This is a genomic window from Crenobacter oryzisoli, assembly GCF_030385785.1.
In the GTDB taxonomy this organism is placed as follows: domain Bacteria; phylum Pseudomonadota; class Gammaproteobacteria; order Burkholderiales; family Chromobacteriaceae; genus Crenobacter_A; species Crenobacter_A oryzisoli.
Genome location: NZ_JAUEDK010000004.1, coordinates 28745 through 44337, shown reverse-complemented (window position 1 = coordinate 44337; position 15593 = coordinate 28745). Strand labels below are relative to the sequence as shown.

The following is a 15593-nucleotide window of genomic DNA, read 5'->3' as shown; positions in this document are numbered from 1 at the left end:
CTCTCCTCAGTCGCGGTACTGCACGCCGGGCAGCACGCACAACATCTCGAACGCCAGGTTGGCGGCCAGCAAGGCGGTGGTGCCGAGCGGATCGTAGGGTGGCGATACCTCGACCAGATCCGCCCCGACCAGGTTGAGGCCCTTCAGGCCGCGGATGATCTCCAGGCCCTGCGGCACGGTCAGGCCGGCGATCTCCGGGGTGCCGGTACCGGGCGCGAACGCCGGGTCGATGCCGTCGATGTCGAAGCTCAGGTACACCGGGCCGTCGCCCATCAGTTCCTGCACCTGCTGCATCAGCGGTGCCAGCGACTTGCCCCAGCATTCCTCGGCCTGCACCACGCGGAAGCCCTGCTCGCGACACCAGTCGAAGTCCTCGGCGGCGTAGCCGGTGCCGCGCAGGCCGATCTGCACCACCCGGTTGCAGTCGAGCAGGCCCTCTTCCACCGCGCGGCGGAACGGCGTGCCGTGGGCGATCTTCTCGCCGAACATGGTGTCGTTGACGTCGGCATGGGCGTCGACGTGAACCACGCCGACCTTGCCGTACTTCTTGTGCATGGCGCGCAGGATGGGCAGTGCGATGGTGTGGTCACCGCCCAGCGTGATCGGCTTGCAGCCGTTGGCGACGATCTCGTCGTAGGCGGCGTCGATGCGGTCGATCGAGTCGTGGATGTTGTAGGGGTTGGTGGCCACGTCGCCGATGTCGGCCACCTGCAGCGAGTCGAACGGCGCGGCGCGGGTGGCCATGTTGTAGGGGCGCAGCAGCACCGACTCGGCGCGGATCTGGCGCGGACCGAAGCGGGTGCCGGTGCGGTTGGAGGTGCCGAGGTCAAACGGTACGCCGACGAAACAGGCGTCGAGGCCGGCGGTGCTGCTTTGCTGCGGCAGGCGCATCATGCTGGCGATGCCGCCGAAACGCGGCATCTCATTGCCGCCCTGGGGTTGGTTGAAGTGCTGTTCCATGGCTGTTTTTCTCCTCCACATCGAAACCTGTCAAAACGACGATAACGCCGGTTTTTCAGTAGTATGTGGCGTAGAAAAAATTTTGAAACACGCAAGACGCCATGTTTACATTGATACAAATCGATGTATCAAAGCGACCATGACAAGCGCGCCAAGGATCTGCCATGCTCCGAACTATCAGCGACCTCGACTTGCGGCTGTTGCGGGTCTTCCTGGCGGTGGTCGACGCGGGCGGCGTCACCCCGGCCCAGACCACCCTCAACGTCGGCCAGTCCACCATCAGCGCCCAGCTTTCCACTTTGGAGACCCGGCTGGGCTACCGGCTGTGCGAGCGCGGCCGCAGCGGCTTTCGACTGACCCCGCGCGGCGAGCGGATGGTGGACTTGGCGCGCGAACTGCTGGCGGTGGTCGACGACATCGGCGAGCGCGCCCGCAATATGGGACGCCAGCTGGTCGGCACGCTGCACCTGGGACTGATCGGCCACACGCCGATGAGCCACAACGCCCGCATCAGCCAGGCGATCGCCCGCTTCAAGGAACGCAGCCAGGCAGTGCGTTTCTCGATCTCGGTGCGCGCGCCGGGCGAACTGGAGGAAAAACTGCTCAGCGGCGAGATCGAGGTGGCGGTCGGCTATTTCTGGCACCGCGTCACCAGCCTGAGCTACACCCGGCTGTTCGTCGAACGGCAGGTGGCCTATTGCGGACAGGGCCATCCACTGTTCGAGCGCGCCGGCACGCTGACCCACGACGAGGTCACCGCCCACGAATGGGCGTGGCGTTCCTACCCGCTACCCGAGGCGCAGCTGACACTGCCGGCTGGTGCCATCACCGCACTGGCCGACAATATGGAAGCGGTAGCGGTGTTCATCCTGTCCGGCCACCACCTGGGCTTCCTGCCCGAGCATTTCGCCCGGCCCTATGTCGAGCAGGGATTGCTGCGCGCGCTCAACCCGGAGCGCTTCCACTACGAGGTGCCGTTCCACATGGTGACCCGACAGGGGCGGCATAGCGATGTGGTGGCGGCCTTCATCGAAGACCTGCAGGCGGTGCACCTGGGTGGAGGCAGCGTCCTATTGCCGGACTAAGAGCCTGTTTACGATCTGCTGCACTCGGGTGATCCTGCGTTGAAATGGCGCTCAACATGCTTATCTACTCGATAAGTACATTCCGCTTTTTCACGCCATTTCGCCTTGGCTGACCCTTCGTTCGCGAGATCGTAAACAGGTTCTTAGCGCGCGGCGACCTCACGTAACGCCTGCTTCATGACTTTCCCAGAGGCATTCAGCGGCAGCGCGGCGACAAAGGCGACGGCGCGTGGCACCTTGTAGTTGGCCATGTGCTCGCGGCACCAGTCGATGAAGGACTCTGAACTCAAACTGGCCCCTGTGCGCAGCACCACATACGCCTTGCCCACTTCGCCCAAGCGCTCGTCCGGCACACCGACCACCGCAACCTGCGCTACCGCCGGATGACTGGAGATCAGGTTCTCGATCTCGGCCGGATAGCAGTTGAAGCCGCCGGCGATGAACATGTCCTTGAGCCGGTCGGTGATGCGCAAATTGCCGCGTTCATCGACGATGCCGACATCGCCGGTATGCAGCCAGCCGTCGCGGTCGACCGCCTCGCGGGTGGCGGCTTCATCGTCGAAGTAGCCCTGCATCACGTTGAAGCCGCGAATCAGCACCTCCCCTGGCGTACCGGCGGCCACACTGTTGCCGTCGCCATCGACGCAGCGCAACTCGACGCCCGGCAAGGGGCGTCCGCACGTGGTCGCGATGGTTTGCACATCGTCTTCCGGACGGCAGACGGTGGCCAAGCCGCAGCATTCGGTGAGTCCGTAGGCGGTGAATACCGATTCGAAGCCCAACTCCTGCCGCATGCGCTGCACCAGTTCGGGTGCCACGTTGGCGGCGCCGGTAACGGCAATGCGCAGGGAAGACAGGTCGAATTCGCCCAATTGCGGATGGGCGAGCAAACTCAGGTACAAGGTGGGCGAGCCTGGAAGAAAACTCACGTGGTCGGTGGCGATGCGCCGCAGCACCGCCTGCGCATCGAACTGCTGGTGCGGCAGAATGGTGGCCCCACGGATCAGTGCGGCGAGCCAGCCGGCCTTGTAGCCGAAGGCATGGAAGAACGGGTTGACGATCAGGTAGCGGTCGCCGGCTTGCAAGCGCACGATGTCCGACCAGGCGGCGAAGGCGGCCAGATTCTGGCCGTGGGCGGTGACCACCCCCTTGGGGCGGCCGGTGGTACCGGAGGTGAACAGTAGATCGGACGGCGACTCCGCGGCAACCGCAGCACTGCGCTGCTGCTGCATAGCCTCAGGCACGCCCTCGGCCAGTGTCATGAAGGACTGCCAGCTGGTTTGGCCGGCACGCGCACTGCGCAATACGACAACATGTTCCAGGCTCGGGATGGCATGCTCGGCCAGCATGTCCGGGTAGTGCACGCCGAGGAAATCGCCGATGCTAATGAGCACGCGCACGCCGCTGCGCGCAAGGATGTCGGCCGCCTCGGCCCCCTTCAGGCGCGTGTTGATCGGCACCAGCACGCCGCCGGCGAGATGAATGCCAAGAGCCGACACGATCCATTCGTGGAGGTTGGGCGCCCAGATGGCGACGCGCTCCCCTTGCTCCACACCAAGCGCCATCAGCGCGCGGGCGGCGATCTTGGCGACAAGATGCAGGTCGGCATAGCTGAGTTTCAGATCCCCGTCCTCGATCGCCACGCTATTTGCGTAGCGCCGTGCAGATTGTTCCAGCAGACGAGGGATGGTAGGAATCGCAGGCAGGATGTCTGTCATGGACCGGTTGCTCCAATTGTTGACACGGGGGGCTGCGGACAGGCCGCGTAGGGCGGGTAATCTGTGTAGCCGCGCGGCCCCGGCGTATACAGCGTGGTGCGGTCGAAGGGGGCAAGCGGAGTACCGTCGCGCAAGCGTTCTGCCAGATCCGGGTTGGCAATGTAGTGGCGTGCAAAGGAGACGGCCTCCCCTGCCCCGCTCGCCAAGGCCTGAGCGGCGCTCGCGCCGGCAAAGCCGTCATTGAGGATCAGTGGGCCGCGAAAGTGCCGTCGCGCCAGCGCAAAAGCGTCCAGCGCCGGATCGGGCGAACGGCTGACATGGAGATAGGCCAGCCCCAGCGACGACGCGGCGTCGAGCAGGGCACTGTAGGTGGCGACAGGATCATCGTCTCGCATGTCGTTGTATGGATTGCCCGGGCAGATGCGCAGGCCGACCCGCCCAGCGCCAATGGCACCAGCCATGGTTTCGAGCGCTTCAAGGGGAAAACGGAGACGCCGCAACAGCGATCCGCCATACCCGTCGCTGCGCTGGTTGGCGCATTCGAGCAGAAACTGCATGGGCAGATAGCCGCTGCTGCAATGCAGTTCCACGCCATCGAAACCAGCCGCCAAGGCGTTGACTGCGGCTTGCCGGTATTCTTCGATCACACCGGGGATTTCACTGCTGTCCAGGGCGCGGGGCATGTCCATTTCTACCAGCCCCTTCGCGTCGGTATAGAGCGTGCCGTGCGCGCGAATGGCCGATGGCGCAACCGTTTCAGCATCCGGTTCCTTGTTGTTGCAAGAGGCCACCCGCCCCACGTGCATCAGTTGCAGAACCATGCGCCCGCCTTGGCGGTGGACGGCATCGGTCACCCTGCGCCAGGCTTCAACCTGGGCGGCGGTTGCGATACCCGGCGTGCGGCTGTAGCCCTTGCCGTGCTTGCTCGGGTAAGTGCCCTCGGCAACGATCAAGCCCGCGCTGGCGCGTTGGGCGTAGTACCTCTCGTGTAATTCGGTCGGCACATCACCTTCGGCGGCGCGGCTGCGCGTCATCGGTGCCATGACGACCCGATTAGGGAGCACCAGCTCGCCGAGCCGGACCGGTTCGAACAGATTAGCTGTCATGTCTGCGATCTCATCCCGGGCTGGGTTCAACGCGTGCGGATCTTGGGGACTGCCGAACCGCGGCGCATGGTCTCGAGGAACGTATCCAGCGGAGCCGGCGCCGCCACGTCGGGCAAGCTATCGTTCGGCTTGTTGTGCCAGAATGCCTTCCACGACGGCCACAGCTCATGCCAGGAACCCTCGTAGAGTTCCCTGCCCGGCCAGCGCATCTTCTTATCGCCGATCGGCGGCTTGTTGAGATCCGTGGCATAGAGATAACAAGGCAGGCGGCGCCGGAAGTACCAGCGGCCGTCGATACGCTCGTAGTCGTCCCAGTAGAGCATCTGCATGATCACCCATTCCGGCCCGGTCTCATGTTCGTTCTTCGAATACACCACGCCGCAGGCATGGTCGGCATCCTTGAACTCAATGATGTGGCCGCCGATGTGATGGGAGGTCACCGTAAACTGGTTGCGCAGGGTGTCGTCGATCCAGCGCTTCAGATGGGCGCGGCCGATCTGCTCCTTGCCGACTACGACGTCTTCCGGAAACAGCCCGGTCCATGCATCCAGATCGCGCATGTCCAGTGCCAGCGCATACTTGGCCGGCAATTGACGAATTTGCTCGAGCGATTCGAGGCGATCGAGACGGTCCAGCAGTGCCATGTCATGCATGTGCTTCACCTCCCGCCAATCCCTGCTCGGCCCCCTGGCCGGCGGCTTCGCGCCGTTCGGACGAGGTGTCCGACACATAGTCGGTGGCGCCAACATCCAGCCGGCAGGTCTTTCCGCCATCGACCACGAGGCTCTGGCCGGTAATGTAGGAAGCTTCGTTGGAAGCCAGGAACAGGATGGCGTTGGCCAATTCCTCCGGCTCACCGATCCTCCCCATCGGTACCGCGCGCGCGGTGCCGCGTGCCACTTCTTCACTGTTCAAGGCTTCGCGCGTGCCTTCACTCCAGACCACGCCGGGGATCACCACATTGACCCGCACATTGGATTGCGCCGCTTCGAGCGCTACTGCGCGGCTGAAGTTGAGCACTCCGGCCTTGGCCGCACCGTAGGCGGACAGCCCCGGGCTGCCGAGCAGCCCGGCCACCGAGCCCAGATTGACGATGGCGCCGCCACCCTGCGCCTTCATCACACGCAGCGCCGCCCGGGTGCCGAAGAACACGGGATCCAGGCTCCCACTCAGGCATGTGCGCCAATCGTCGGTACTGACTTGCTCCAGTACCCCCCAGGTGTAGTTCACGGCGTTATTGACCATGATGTCGAGGCTACCGAAGTGCTTCACGGCGGTCTGGACCGCGTTCTCCACCGACGCTTCATCGGTCACATCGGCTTGTACCCAGGCAGCCTCCCCCCCTTGGGCTAGAATCGACTCGACCACGGTTTCCAAAGGCGCCTTGCGGCGCCCACAGATGACCACCTTGGCCCCCTCTGCCGCGAATCGCCTGGCCGTTGCCGCGCCGATGCCGGTACCTGCGCCGGTGATCAGCGCAACCTTGCCTTGCAAACGTCCTGTCATGTGATTCACTCCTAGATCATGTACATGCCGCCGCTGGCGGACAGTGTTTGGCCGGTGAAGCAACTGCCGTCACCGCTGGCCAGGAATAGCGCCGCCTTGGCGATTTCTTCCGGCTCCGACATGCGGCCCAGCGGAATGGCCTGCTCAAGACTTCTTGCCCACTCCTCGGGAATCGTCTGCATCATCGGGGTGCGGGTCGGCCCGGGGCAGATCGCATTGACGCGGATGCCCCTGGGCCCGAGATCGCGCGCCAGGCATTTGGTCAGCCCCAGCAGCGCCGCCTTGGAGGCGCAATAGCTCAACGGCCCCTCACCAGTCAGTGCGGAAACGCTGGCGATATTGACAATGGAGCCGGCTACGCCGGCCCGGATCATCAAACGCACCGCCTCACGCGAACAAAAGAAAGCGCCGTTGAGGTTGATGTCGATCACCCGTTGCCAGCCGGCATCGGTGAGGTCCACGACCATATCGGTGTGGACCGCCTCCTCCCCTGCGGCCAATTGCTGCTGGCGCCGCACCAGCCGCTCTTGGTAGTGCTCTAAGCCGTCCCCAGGCACCTGCCCGACTCCGGCGTTGTTGACGAGGACGTCCACACGGCCCCAACGGCGGGCGACTTCTTCGAACAGCTGCTCAACGGAGCGGCTGTCAGCAATGTCGCAAGCACGGGCAATACCTGCTGCCGCGCCCCCTATCCGTTCGAGGGTGCCTTGTGCGGCGGATTCGTTCAGATCCACAGCAATCACCGTCGCGCCCTGGGCGGCGAACAGCTCGGCCGTAGCACGCCCCATCCCGGATCCAGCGCCGGTAATCAAGGTCACCTTGTCAGTCAATTGCATAGCGGTTCACCGGGTCAGATCGTGTGCAGTTGGCTACGTGCCGCCTCGGGCACTTCGGACAGCGCGCGCCATGTGCCGTCATGGCGCTCGAACACTTTTTCCTGGTGCAGGTCGTCCGGCAGTCCCTTCACGTCCGTATAGAACTGGCGGTACCAGTCGCGCAGTTGATAGATCGGGCCGTCGCTGTCGGCCAGGATCGGGTTGTCGATGCGGATCTTGTTGTGCCAGATCTCGACATCCTGGAAGAAGGATTTGTGCGCCTGTTCGACATAGGCCTTGGCAATGGCATCGTTCTCTTCGTCCGACAGGCCGGGGATCTTCTTGACCATCACGCCGTAGCGCAATTCGAAGCTGCCTTGGTCGATCGGCACATGGCAGTTGAGCAGGATGCTGTGCACCGGCTTGCCATCGACTTCCGCCACCATGCGGGTGATGTGGTACGCCGGGCCGAAATAGGCACTGTCGGCAATCAGGGCACTGCCGAGCAGTTCGCTTTCACTGCCGCGGAACATCTGGTAGCCGATATGACCGACGAAGGTATTGCAGAAATAGCTGGCCGGCGAGCCGTGCACTGGGCCGAAATGCGCCACGTCGGCGAGGTTGTCCACCAGTTCGCGGCAATTGTTATGAATCACCATCGAGCGGATGGTCCACCCGGTCCATTCGTCCGAGAAACACGCGTTGATTCGTGGAATGCTGACATCGGCAGGTGGCGGCGCGCCTTCAGGGTCGTGCCATACGAACAGCAGTTGGTTCTGCTCGCAAGTTAACCAAGCCTTGGTCTTGGCCTTGGGGGGAATACGCTTGGCACAGGGGATGTCGTTACAAGAGCCATCTGCGCCCCAGCTCCAGCCATGGAAGCGGCAGACCACCGAATTTCCCCTGATCTCGCCCAAGCCAAGGTCCGCCCCCATGTGCGGACACCAGGCATCCAGAATGTGGACTTGCTGATCTTCGCCGGCGAAAGCCACCAGCCGGGTGCCGAACACATTGAGGCTGTGCGGCTTACCATCCCGATAGCCCGCCGCCAGGCCGAGGCAATGCCAGCCGCGAGCATAGCGGCCTTCCGCCTTCAAGCCGCCAGATGAGTTGGATGCTGTCATGATGCTCCTCCATGGTGGTTGAACAAGTCAGCGCATTGTTCGGCGCCCGGGCATGGAGGAAATCGTCCGGACGGACTAACCCTGAGTAGAGCAGGGTTTTTTCACACGCCAACCACTGCGGAAAACGGAATGGTCCATTCGGACGATGCGCGACCCGACACAATTGAGAAAGATGCGGAGACCCGCATCGTTGAAGATGCGTTTATCACTACACAGCAGGAGGTTGCCTGTGCATCTCGAATCCAACGAATCGATCGACGACTTCAAAAACAGCCGCCATGCGCCGACCACAGCGGTCATCGTCACCGGCGGCGCATCCGGTATCGGCGCTGCTTGTGCCGAGGCGCTTGTCGCAGTGGGGCGCCCCGTCGCCATTTGGGACGTGCAGGAAGATAAGGCGAAAGCTGTCGCGGCAGCTCTCGCCGAACGCTACGACGTACCGAGCGTGGGGCTGGGCATCGACCTGCGCGATTCAGCGGCGTTGGCACCCGCGCTTTCGCAGACTCGGGCACAACTGCCAGCCATCGGCGGCCTAGTGCATGCAGCGGGCGTAGTGGATCAAAGCGGGCTGGAACAACTGACCGAGGCACGCTGGGATGCCGTGCTGGACGTCAACCTGCGCGCCCTGGCCCTGCTGGTCCAGGCCATGCTCCCCGATCTGCGCGCTCACCCCGGTTCCGCCGTGGTCGGGATCGCCTCGATCAATGCCACCCTGGGCAATGGATTGATTCCGGCTTACAGCGCCTCCAAGGGTGGCCTGCTGTCTCTGGTGCGCTCGCTGGCCGACAGCCTGGGCAACGACGGTATCCGCATCAACTCGGTGTCGCCGGGACAGATCCTGACGCCGATGATCCAGTCCGTTGTCGATACCCTGCCGGCCGGCACCTTCGAGCGCCGCATCATGCTCGGCCGGCTGGGCCGTCCTGCCGAGATCGGCCGCGTAGTGCGCTTCCTGCTGTCCGACGAGGCCAGCTACGTCACCGGATCCGAGATTGTGGTGGACGGCGGCAATATTCCTTCCCAGCGCTAAACGCGCTGGAGGCGACGCGGCTCCCCCCGGGCTTTGCCTCGCCCAGCGAAGGAGTGGGAGTCGATGGTCAGGCTGAGAAATCAGCCTATTCGTGGCGAGACCGGGCTTTGCCCGGTCTTCCACAATCATTGCAAACCACTTTGTTAACCGCCTGAAGCAGCGCTGTTGTCCTCCCCCGTCTGACCAAAGCCAAGAGCCGCGCAGCATCAATCCTACGCTGCGCGGCCCTGGCACCGGAGCCGTCACGGTCCCGTCAATCTTTATCTATCCGTTTGCCCGCCAGCCGCATGACGCCCGGCCTGACGACCGAAGAAAGTAGCGTCCGCCAGCGACAGGCCGGAACTGTAACCGCCCCCCCATCGCGGCAAGCCACAGGCGGTGCGCCCGGCCGCATACAGGCCACGGATCGGCTCTCGCTTGGCAGTCAGCACCTGGCCGGTAGGCAAGGTGTCCAGTCCTCCCAGCGTGAAATGCGGATAGAACGCGTAACCGACTCGGCAATCCAGCGCCACGAACGGAGGCTGGTCGAGCGGCGTCAGCCACTTGGCGCCTTTATGGAACAGGGGGTCCTCGCCTTTGCGCGCATGCCGGTTGTACACCTCGACAGTGGCGCTCAGCGTGCCTTCCGGCAAGCCCAGATCACTCTCCACCTCATCCCAGCTGTCACCGGCGGCGGCGATGCCGATACGGACGAGTTCGGCCGGCTCCTGGAAGGTGGCGCTATCGGCCAGCAGGTAAATGCGGTCGCCCATCTGCTGCAGGATATGGTGGCCGATGCGGCCGTGATAGCAGTCCTCGTTGATGAACCGCTGACCGCGTTCGTTGACCAGCACGCCTTTGATCAACGACTCCGGCGCGTAGAACGGTAGGCTGACGAAGGCCTGGTCCATGTGGATGGCGGCAGCGCCGACACTGATGCCCATCTGGATGCCGGCGCCGGTGTCGCCTGGACCGCCGATCGGATCGTCCGAACGCAGCAGATGCGGCGCGTGGCGTTTGACCATCTCGCGGTTCATCACAAAACCACCGGCGCACAGGATCACGCCGCCGCGCGCCCGCACGAACTGCTCACGGCCGTCGATGCGCACGACCACGCCGTGTACCGCATTGGCTTCGTCGGCGATCAGCGCGAGCACCCGGCTGTCGAGGTGCACCGCCACCCCGAGCGCGTTCACGCGCGCGGCCAGCACATCCATCAGCAAGCGCCCGCCGCCCCAGCCGGCCCACTGCGGTGTATGTCCGCGCGGACAGGGCTTGGCCTGCTCGGCGAACGGCCAGGCCTCCTCGCTGCCGGACCAGATCAGGCAATCGTCGGTTTCCGGCTCCAGCATGCGCTGCGGCAGGAAGGTGTTCTTGTAGGGTACGCCCTGCGCCACCAGCCAGTCGTGGTGGGCCAGACTGTGGTCGGCATACAGGCGAACCTTGGCCTCGTCGGCATCCGGCCCGCCGGCCAGCATCAGGTAGCGATACAGATCCTCGGTGTCGTCGTGGAAGCCGGCCTGGCGCTGCGCCGGCGTGCCGCCGCTGCCGCCCAGATAGATCTCGCCGCCGGACAAGGCGCTGGTGCCGCCGTGGCCTGAAGCCAGTTCGAACAGGGTAACGGCGGCGCCGCTTTCGGCCGCCTCGATGGCGGCGCTGGCCCCGGCCGCGCCGAAGCCGACTACGATCACGTCGGTCTCATGGTCCCAACGCGGCACCGCGCTCAGACGACAGGGCTGGGTTAGCGAATACGGTTGCGACATGTTATGTCCTCGCATGAAAACACAGATAAAAAAAGAGCAAGCCCTCATGCGAGAGATTGCTCAAGGAGCCTCCTTCCACACCACTAGCCCACCACAAACAGAAGGAGCACAACGCCGCCCAGGGAGAGCCATGCGGCGTTACTTGCCGCGGAAATGCGGGATGACGTACTTGCCGATGTTGCTGATCGTTTCCAGCTGAGCCCACTGCGGCACTGTACCCATCTGGCAGATGAACAGGATCTCGTCGGCGCCGGCCTCCTGCAGGCGCTGCACGTAGCCGATGCAGTCCTCCACCGTGCCGTAGGCGTGATTGGGGTTCATCATCGCCAGCGCCGGGTCGGAGAAGTCGGCCACCACCTCTTCCGAGGCAAAGCGCGACTTGATCACCATCTCGCCGGTGGTGGCCTGGGTTAGGTCGTCCTGCCAGGCGGCCGGGTCCGGGCGCTCGCCGCCGGCATACCAGTAGGCGAGCGACTCCATGAAATAGCGCTGACCGCGGATGCCGATCTGGCGAGCGCGCATGCCGTCGTCGAGCACGATGGCCGGGCATAGCGCTGCCAAATGCTGGGTCGGGCGGTAGCCGACCTGCTGCTCCGGCTTGCGGCTTTCCCACGCATCGCGGTAGACCTTGTTCTTCTTCGCCACTTCGTCCGGGCCGCCGAAGCCCAGCACCAGAGCGCCCATGCCGCGTTGGCCGGCGCGGGTCAGCGTGTCGGTGTTGGTGCAGGCCATGTACATGCGCGGGTGCGGGTCCTGGTAGGGCTTGGGATGGATCGGCCGTTTCGGAATCTTGATGAAGTCGCCGTGATGCTCGATCTCGTCCTGCACGAACATCTTCGGGATCAGGTACATCGACTCGTCAATCATCGGGTGCAGTTCGTTGAGGTCATAGCCGAACGCGCCGGCCTCCTGCTGGCTGCCGCCCTTGCCCACGCCGAAGTGCACCCGCCCCTTGGACAACAGGTCGAGCGTGGCGATGCGCTCGGCCACCTTGATCGGATGGTTCATCGCCGGCGGCAGGCACACCACGCCGTGGCCCAGCTCGATGCGCTTGGTTCGCCCGGCAATAAAGGCGAGGAAGGTTTCCGGCGCGCTCATGTGCGCATAGTTGGTCAGCGAGGTGTGCTCGACACACCAGACCACGTCGAAGCCCATCTGTTCGGCCAACTCCACCTGCTCGACGATCTCGTCGAACACCCGGCGATCGCCCAGACGCGAGGCGTCCACCGTCTGCGCTTCATAGATCAGGGAGAATTTCATGTGCCCATCCTTTGGCTAGATTGTCCGTCGCGGGCTCCGGGGCGGCCCGCTTGGGTGGCGCCATCCGTTACCTCTGGCGACGATTCTGCCCAGCCGCCCCTCCGCCAACATCGTCCGTTCGGAGTAACGAAACCGCGCGCTTTCCGCTCGGCCAACCCCATTCATTCGGACGATGCCGGCACTGGGTCGCGTGCAGACAATGGCGGCACATCCAGCCCGAAGGAGCCACGCCATGCAGCTGACCATGCTGATCCAACCGGTGGACGACCTGCCCACCGCCGCCGCCTTCTACCGCGACGCCTTCGGCTACACAGAGAAATTCCGCGACGGCGCGCGCTTCTGCCTGTTCGATACCGGCGCGCTGCCGCTGGCGCTGGCCGCCGGCGAGGAACGCCTGACCGAGCGCACCGCACTGGTGTACCGCGTCGACGACATTGAGGCCGCCCTCGCCCGCCTGACCGCCGCCGGCGCCCGTGTACTGCTCCCGCTCGAAGCGGGGCCGCACGAATGGCGCGCGGTGCTGGCCGACCCGGCCAGCAACCCGCTGATTCTCACCGCCCGCTTCACCCCGACCTGATTCCGCGCAAGGAGACCGCCATGGAAACCCTCGTGTCCGCCCCCGCCTTCGACCGCCGCGCCTTTCGCAGCGCGCTAGGTAGCTTCGCCACCGGCGTCACCGTGATCACCACTCGCGCCGCCGACGGCAGCCCGATCGGCCTGACCGCCAACAGCTTCAACTCGGTCTCGCTCGACCCGCCGCTGGTGCTGTGGGGCCTGGCGAAAAATGCCCGCAGCATGCCGGTGTTCGCCGAGGCCGAGCACTGGGCGGTGCATGTGCTGTCGGCCGAACAGGAAGCGCTGTCGAATGCCTTCGCCAAGAGCGGTGAGGACAAGTTTTCCGGCGTCGAACTGGAAACTGGCCACGCCGATCTGCCATTGCTGACCGGCTGTGCCGCGCGCTTCCAGTGCAAGACCCGCTTCTGCTACGAGGGCGGCGACCACATCATCTTCGTCGGCGAGGTGATCGAGTTCGACCGCCGCGACGCCACGCCCCTGGTGTTCCACGCCGGCCGCTACGCGCTGGCCGCTAGCAAGGACGCCGGCCGCGCTCCGGGCGGCTCGGCGCGACTCGCCGGCAGCTTCGACGACGACCACCTGGGCTACCTGCTCGGCCGCGCCCACTTCCAGTTCTACGCGCCGATCCGCGCCGCGGTGCGCGAACAGGGCCTCGATGACGCCGAGTATTTCGCGCTGCTGACGCTGACCATCCGCGGCCGCGCCGGCGCCGCCGAACTGGCCCGGCTCAATGCGCTGACCGACTGCCTGCTATCCGAGGCACGGCTGGACAGCCTGGTGTTGCGCGGCCTGCTGACAGTGGACGAGGAAGACGGCGAGCGCCGCTATGCGCTGACCGCGCGCGGCAGCGACGTCGCGCTGCGGCTGATCGCCGTCGCCAAGGCGCGCGAGGCCGACTTGCTGCAAAGCTTCGGTGACACCGACGCACTGGCACTGAAAACGCTGCTGCACCGCCTGAGCGGCTTGGCCGGCCCGCACCCGGACCTGTGGCAGCCGGATGGCAGCCTTACCGCCTGTTGAAAAAGCACTTAACAATGTCGTGACCGGCCCGCGCCCCCGCCCCGTGGGCCGGGACGCACACAGACCGGCTTGTGTGGAAACGCTCCCCGGCCAAAAGACATCACTCAAACCAAGCGATTATGTCCATATAAACAGCTATCTATATACCAAATCGTTACTTGTGAAGTATGCCAATTGCACCAGCAAACCCGCTGCGAGTACCATGTCTGCTTCCGGGCACGCCGACGTTTAGACGATCCGTTTTACCCCCTCCTTTCGCGTGCCTTTAATAAGCAAATAATTTAAAACCGGGCAGCGATCATGTTTACCTCCCGCAAACTTCAGCGACAGCTCGCCAGCACGCAGGAAGAACTCCAACACCTCAAGAACCTGGTGGCCGCCTTGCACTCGACCACGGCAGTGATCGAGTTCAGCGCCGACGGTAGCGTGCTGGAAGCCAACGAGCTGTTCTGCCGCACCATGGGCTACCGGCCCGACGAGGTGTGCGGTGCCCACCACCGCCAGTTCTGCCCGCCGGAATTCGCCAACAGCGCCGACTACGGCCAGTTCTGGGCGCGGCTGCGCCAGGGAGAGTCGTTTCGCGGCCGCTTCAAGCGCCGCCACCGCAACGGCAACACGGTGTGGCTAGAGGCCAGCTACTTCCCGGTGCGCAATGCAGCCGGCCAGATAGAGCGGGTGGTGAAAATCGCCAGCGACATCACCGCGCGTGCCAGCGAGGCGCTGCATACCCAGAGCCTGGTGTCGGCGCTGGGCCGCTCGATGGCGGTGATCGAGTTCGACCTGGATGGCCGGGTGCTGGACGCCAACGACAACTTTCTCGCCATCACCGGCTACCGCCGCGACGAGATCATCGGCCGCAACCACAGCGCGCTCTGCCCGCGCGATTACGCCACCAGCGCCGAGTACCAGCAGTTCTGGGCCAAGCTGCGCGCCGGCCACTTCTACGCAGGCCAGTGCGAACGGGTCGCCAAGAACGGCGATGCGCTGTGGCTGGAAGCCACCTACAACCCGGTGAAGGACGACGACGGCAAGGTCTACCGGGTGATCAAGTTCGCCAGCGACATCAGCCAGCGGGTGAAACGCCACCAGGCCGAGCAGCACAGCGCCCAGACCGCCTTCGAGATTTCGCAGCAGACCCAGAACCTGTCGGCCAACGGCGAGCAGGTCATCTGGCAGGCCATCGACAAGATGCACAAGCTGGAGCAGCAGGTGCGCGGCGCGTCCGAACAGATCGGCACGCTCGGCGAGCAGACCCGTGCGATCACCTCCATCGTCAACACCATCAAGGACGTCGCCGACCAGACTAATCTGCTGGCCTTGAACGCAGCGATCGAGGCGGCGCGCGCCGGCGAGCAGGGCCGCGGCTTCGCCGTGGTGGCCGACGAGGTAAGAAAACTCGCCGAACGCACCGGCAACTCCACCGCCGAGATCGCCCGCACCATCGACCAGATCCAGGCCGACACCCACTCGATGATCGCGCACATGAACGACAGCCTGGCCGAGGTGGAGGAAGGCACTCTGCTCGCCAACGAGGCCGGCGACGCCATCAAGCAGATCCGCGAGGGAGCACAGCGGGTGGTCGAGGTGGTCAACGAGTTCTCATCGACGCTGAAGGACTGAGTGCCGGCGGGCAGACACGCTGGTGCGATGG

14 protein-coding genes are annotated in these 15593 nt (G+C 64.6%); 5 read left to right on the top strand and 9 right to left on the bottom strand.

Annotation, left to right across the window (positions count from 1 at the left end; genetic code table 11):
• Positions 1-6: 6 nt before the first annotated feature.
• Complete coding sequence (gene speB / locus QU481_RS03220) at positions 7-960, bottom strand: agmatinase (RefSeq protein WP_289828450.1); 954 nt, start codon at positions 958-960, stop codon at positions 7-9.
• Between the two features lie 164 nt (positions 961-1124).
• Here speB and QU481_RS03215 point away from each other — a divergent pair, with 164 nt between their 5' ends.
• Positions 1125-2045 carry a LysR family transcriptional regulator gene (locus tag QU481_RS03215; RefSeq protein ID WP_289828449.1) on the top strand — a complete coding sequence of 307 codons (921 nt, stop codon included), beginning with the start codon at positions 1125-1127 and terminating at the stop codon, positions 2043-2045.
• A gap of 143 nt (positions 2046-2188) precedes the next feature.
• Here the strand turns inward: QU481_RS03215 and QU481_RS03210 are convergent, their stop codons facing one another.
• The 6 genes from QU481_RS03210 to QU481_RS03185 are packed head-to-tail and all read right to left on the bottom strand — an operon-like array spanning position 2189 to position 8314.
• Positions 2189-3763 (bottom strand): FadD3 family acyl-CoA ligase, encoded by a 1575-nt coding sequence (locus QU481_RS03210; protein WP_289828448.1) that lies wholly within the window; start codon positions 3761-3763, stop codon positions 2189-2191.
• The gene (locus tag QU481_RS03205) at positions 3760-4869 is read right to left on the bottom strand and encodes an alkene reductase (RefSeq protein WP_289828447.1); all 1110 of its coding nucleotides are present in this window, start codon (positions 4867-4869) and stop codon (positions 3760-3762) included. The genes QU481_RS03210 and QU481_RS03205 overlap by 4 nt, the downstream gene beginning before the upstream one ends.
• Positions 4870-4895: 26 nt before the next feature.
• Positions 4896-5522: a nuclear transport factor 2 family protein gene (locus QU481_RS03200; protein WP_289828446.1), complete on the bottom strand. Its 627-nt coding sequence runs from the start codon at positions 5520-5522 to the stop codon at positions 4896-4898.
• A complete protein-coding gene (locus QU481_RS03195) occupies positions 5515-6375 on the bottom strand; it encodes an SDR family NAD(P)-dependent oxidoreductase (RefSeq protein ID WP_289828445.1) in 861 nt (286 codons plus the stop codon). Before QU481_RS03195 ends, QU481_RS03200 begins: the two co-directional genes overlap by 8 nt.
• An 11-nt stretch (positions 6376-6386) precedes the next feature.
• Positions 6387-7211 (bottom strand): SDR family NAD(P)-dependent oxidoreductase, encoded by an 825-nt coding sequence (locus QU481_RS03190; protein WP_289828444.1) that lies wholly within the window; start codon positions 7209-7211, stop codon positions 6387-6389.
• Positions 7212-7225: 14 nt separating this feature from the next.
• Complete coding sequence (locus QU481_RS03185) at positions 7226-8314, bottom strand: 3-ketosteroid-9-alpha-monooxygenase, oxygenase component (protein WP_289828443.1); 1089 nt, start codon at positions 8312-8314, stop codon at positions 7226-7228.
• Positions 8315-8543: 229 nt separating this feature from the next.
• Between QU481_RS03185 and QU481_RS03180 the strand changes: the two genes are divergently transcribed.
• A complete protein-coding gene (locus QU481_RS03180; protein WP_289828442.1) occupies positions 8544-9344 on the top strand; it encodes an SDR family NAD(P)-dependent oxidoreductase in 801 nt (266 codons plus the stop codon).
• 260 nt (positions 9345-9604) lie between these two features.
• On the opposite strand, the gene QU481_RS03175 is transcribed toward QU481_RS03180, so the two are convergent.
• Together QU481_RS03175 and QU481_RS03170 are read right to left on the bottom strand one after the other, a co-directional pair.
• Positions 9605-11086 carry an FAD-dependent oxidoreductase gene (locus QU481_RS03175; RefSeq protein ID WP_289828441.1) on the bottom strand — a complete coding sequence of 494 codons (1482 nt, stop codon included), beginning with the start codon at positions 11084-11086 and terminating at the stop codon, positions 9605-9607.
• A 138-nt stretch (positions 11087-11224) separates the two neighbouring features.
• Positions 11225-12346 carry an LLM class flavin-dependent oxidoreductase gene (locus QU481_RS03170; protein WP_289828440.1) on the bottom strand — a complete coding sequence of 374 codons (1122 nt, stop codon included), beginning with the start codon at positions 12344-12346 and terminating at the stop codon, positions 11225-11227.
• A gap of 232 nt (positions 12347-12578) precedes the next feature.
• Here QU481_RS03170 and QU481_RS03165 point away from each other — a divergent pair, with 232 nt between their 5' ends.
• From QU481_RS03165 to QU481_RS03155, 3 genes are all read left to right on the top strand, one after another.
• The gene (locus QU481_RS03165; RefSeq protein WP_289828439.1) at positions 12579-12923 is read left to right on the top strand and encodes a VOC family protein; all 345 of its coding nucleotides are present in this window, start codon (positions 12579-12581) and stop codon (positions 12921-12923) included.
• A gap of 20 nt (positions 12924-12943) precedes the next feature.
• A complete protein-coding gene (locus QU481_RS03160; protein ID WP_289828438.1) occupies positions 12944-13942 on the top strand; it encodes a flavin reductase in 999 nt (332 codons plus the stop codon).
• A 300-nt stretch (positions 13943-14242) separates the two neighbouring features.
• Entirely contained in the window at positions 14243-15562 is a 1320-nt protein-coding gene (locus QU481_RS03155; protein ID WP_289828437.1) for a methyl-accepting chemotaxis protein, read from the top strand.
• Positions 15563-15593: the final 31 nt, after the last annotated feature.

Coding starts and splice junctions, on each gene's coding strand:
- QU481_RS03185 (WP_289828443.1), bottom strand. CDS start 8,314: ATGACAGCATCCAACTCATCTGGCGGCTTGAAGGCGGAAGGCCGCTAT.
- QU481_RS03160 (WP_289828438.1), top strand. CDS start 12,944: ATGGAAACCCTCGTGTCCGCCCCCGCCTTCGACCGCCGCGCCTTTCGC.
- QU481_RS03210 (WP_289828448.1), bottom strand. CDS start 3,763: ATGACAGACATCCTGCCTGCGATTCCTACCATCCCTCGTCTGCTGGAA.
- QU481_RS03205 (WP_289828447.1), bottom strand. CDS start 4,869: ATGACAGCTAATCTGTTCGAACCGGTCCGGCTCGGCGAGCTGGTGCTC.
- QU481_RS03215 (WP_289828449.1), top strand. CDS start 1,125: ATGCTCCGAACTATCAGCGACCTCGACTTGCGGCTGTTGCGGGTCTTC.
- QU481_RS03175 (WP_289828441.1), bottom strand. CDS start 11,086: ATGTCGCAACCGTATTCGCTAACCCAGCCCTGTCGTCTGAGCGCGGTG.
- QU481_RS03195 (WP_289828445.1), bottom strand. CDS start 6,375: ATGACAGGACGTTTGCAAGGCAAGGTTGCGCTGATCACCGGCGCAGGT.
- speB (WP_289828450.1), bottom strand. CDS start 960: ATGGAACAGCACTTCAACCAACCCCAGGGCGGCAATGAGATGCCGCGT.
- QU481_RS03165 (WP_289828439.1), top strand. CDS start 12,579: ATGCAGCTGACCATGCTGATCCAACCGGTGGACGACCTGCCCACCGCC.
- QU481_RS03190 (WP_289828444.1), bottom strand. CDS start 7,211: ATGCAATTGACTGACAAGGTGACCTTGATTACCGGCGCTGGATCCGGG.
- QU481_RS03200 (WP_289828446.1), bottom strand. CDS start 5,522: ATGCATGACATGGCACTGCTGGACCGTCTCGATCGCCTCGAATCGCTC.
- QU481_RS03155 (WP_289828437.1), top strand. CDS start 14,243: ATGTTTACCTCCCGCAAACTTCAGCGACAGCTCGCCAGCACGCAGGAA.
- QU481_RS03170 (WP_289828440.1), bottom strand. CDS start 12,346: ATGAAATTCTCCCTGATCTATGAAGCGCAGACGGTGGACGCCTCGCGT.